Origin of the sequence: Shimia sp. (assembly GCF_041624275.1) — a bacterium.
GTDB lineage: Bacteria > Pseudomonadota > Alphaproteobacteria > Rhodobacterales > Rhodobacteraceae > Shimia.
In genome coordinates, this window is the sequence record NZ_JBFJVE010000296.1 from 1 (window position 1) to 2,310 (window position 2,310).

4 protein-coding genes are annotated in these 2,310 nt (G+C 63.4%); all 4 read right to left on the bottom strand.

The window, feature by feature from the left end; genetic code table 11:
• A partial coding sequence (locus tag ABZD10_RS15320) for a 2Fe-2S iron-sulfur cluster-binding protein (protein WP_372887847.1) occupies positions 1-704 on the bottom strand: 704 nt, incomplete at its 3' end.
• A gap of 3 nt (positions 705-707) precedes the next feature.
• Positions 708-1,109 (bottom strand): DUF5333 domain-containing protein, encoded by a 402-nt coding sequence (locus tag ABZD10_RS15325; RefSeq protein WP_372887848.1) that lies wholly within the window; start codon positions 1,107-1,109, stop codon positions 708-710.
• Between the two features lie 89 nt (positions 1,110-1,198).
• Positions 1,199-1,525, bottom strand: coding sequence for a hypothetical protein (locus ABZD10_RS15330; protein WP_372887850.1), 327 nt, complete (start codon positions 1,523-1,525; stop codon positions 1,199-1,201).
• A gap of 83 nt (positions 1,526-1,608) precedes the next feature.
• Positions 1,609-2,310: NADH-quinone oxidoreductase subunit NuoF (nuoF, locus tag ABZD10_RS15335; protein ID WP_372887852.1), on the bottom strand; the 702-nt coding region annotated here is incomplete at its 5' end.

Genomic DNA, 2,310 nt, shown 5'->3' on the forward strand with positions numbered 1-2,310 from the left:
ACGTCGATGGTTTCGGTCTTGGTCAGCTCCCACGGGCGGGCGGTGAAGGCATAGGGTTTCGAGGTCAGCGCGCCAACCGGGCACAGGTCGATGATGTTGCCCTGCAGGTTGCTGTCCAGCGTCTGGTTGAGATAGCTGGTGATCTCGGCATCCTCGCCGCGCCCGGTCTGGCCCATCTGGGCGATACCGGCGATCTCGGTGGTGAAACGCACACAGCGGGTGCAGGAGATGCAGCGGGTCATCTCGGTCGAGACCAGCGGCCCCAGATCGAGGTTGTCCACGGCGCGTTTGGCTTCGGTGAAGCGCGAGCCCGACAGACCATAGGCCATGGCCTGGTCCTGCAGGTCGCATTCGCCGCCCTGGTCGCAGATCGGGCAGTCCAGCGGGTGGTTGATGAGCATGAACTCCATCACCCCTTCGCGGGCCTTCTTGACCATCGGCGAGTTGGTCTTCACCACCGGCGGCTGCCCTTCGGGGCCGGGGCGCAGATCGCGGACCTGCATGGCGCAGGAGGCCGCAGGCTTCGGCGGGCCGCCGACGACCTCGACCAGACACATGCGGCAGTTGCCGGCAATCGACAGACGCTCGTGATAGCAGAAACGCGGAATTTCCACCCCGGCCTCTTCACAGGCCTGGATCAGCGTCATCGCGCCGTCCACTTCCACTTCGGTTTCATCGATGATGACTTTGCGCAGGTCAGACATGGTCTACTTAGCCCTCAAAAGCGCGCCGATCGCGCTGTTCTTTGCTATTTCCGCGCGGCCGACCGCACAGAAGGTTTCCGGTTGCCCATAGATGGCGCCCCGGGCCTTGAGATAGCTCTCGCCCTTGGCACGCATCCGCGCCTTTTCGGCATCGGACTCGACATATTCCTTGATCTCGGCATCCGAATAGCCAAGATCGTTGGCCCGCCCCTTCAGCTTCCAGGCCTGCATCAGCGCCCGCAGGCGGCGCGCCGAGATGCTGTCGCAGATCTCGCTGATCTCATGGCCGACGGCGGCGGCGAAAATGGTGTTCTCGATCTCGGGCACTTCGCTCAGCGGCGGTTTCGCCGCGGCCGCTCCGGCCAGAACCGACACCCCCAGCACAACAGGCAGCATGACACGCATATCTTCACTCCTTGCAACAGGCGCGCGATCCTCGCGCGCGATGCTGCCAAGCGAAGGGCGTTGCGCCTCTGCTATGCAATAACAGGCACTCATACGATACAGATGCCTTCCATCACCAGGGTGTCACCATCCAGGATCAGGCTTTCATTTTCCTGATAGGGCCCTGAAATCCAGTCGATTTTCGAGCTTCCATACTGCTCGATGCAATAGCGGGTGCCGGCGTGGTGCCCCGAGGCCTTGGCGCCGTCCAGCGATTGCGTGGCGCGGCGCACCTCGACCCGGAAATGGCTGCGATCATCCTCGACCCTGTGGGCGCGGCTCTTGAAACGGACCCCTTCATAGGTGGTGTCGCTGCGGCTCTTGCCGGTCAGGGAGAACGATCCGCAGCCGGCAACCGCGACGGTCAGAGACAGCATCACGGCAACGCCAAGGGCGCGCCGCAGACCTCTGCGACCCTCCTGACCTGCCCGATTGTGTTGCTGCCCCAGTTTCACCGTGCTTACTCCGCCGCCATCGCGCCCATACGGCCGGTTTTCTGCGCCTTGATGCGGTCTTCGATCTCTTCGCGGAAGTTGCGGATCAGACCCTGGATCGGCCAGGCGGCAGCGTCGCCAAGGGCACAGATCGTGTGGCCCTCGACCTGCTTGGTGACGCTGAACAGCATGTCGATCTCTTCCAGCTCGGCCTGGCCCTTCACCAGGCGATCCATCACCCGCATCATCCAGCCGGTGCCTTCGCGGCAGGGGGTGCACTGGCCGCAGCTCTCGTGTTTGTAGAATTTCGACAGGCGCCAGATCGCCTTGATAATGTCGGTCTGCTTGTCCATCACGATCACGGCGGCGGTGCCCAGCGACGAACCCACGTCGCGCAGCGCGTCGAAATCCATCACCGCGTCGCGCATGTTCTCACCGCGCACACAGGGCACCGACGAGCCGCCGGGAATGACCGCCAGAAGGTTGTCCCAGCCGCCGCGAATGCCGCCGCAATGCTTGTCGATCAGCTCTTCGAAGGAAATCGACATCGCCTCCTCGACCACACAGGGGTTGTTCACATGGCCCGAGATGCCGAAGATCTTGGTGCCCGCATTGTTGGGGCGACCGAAGGACGAGAACCACTCGGGGCCGCGACGCAGGATGGTCGGCACCACGGCAATCGATTCGACGTTGTTCACCGTGGTCGGGCAGCCATAAAGGCCGGCGCC

What these genes read in the sequence shown, in the direction of transcription:
- ABZD10_RS15325 (WP_372887848.1), bottom strand. Translation starts at nt 1,109, where the DNA reads ATGCGTGTCATGCTGCCTGTTGTGCTGGGGGTGTCGGTTCTGGCCGGA.
- ABZD10_RS15330 (WP_372887850.1), bottom strand. Translation starts at nt 1,525, where the DNA reads ATGCTGTCTCTGACCGTCGCGGTTGCCGGCTGCGGATCGTTCTCCCTG.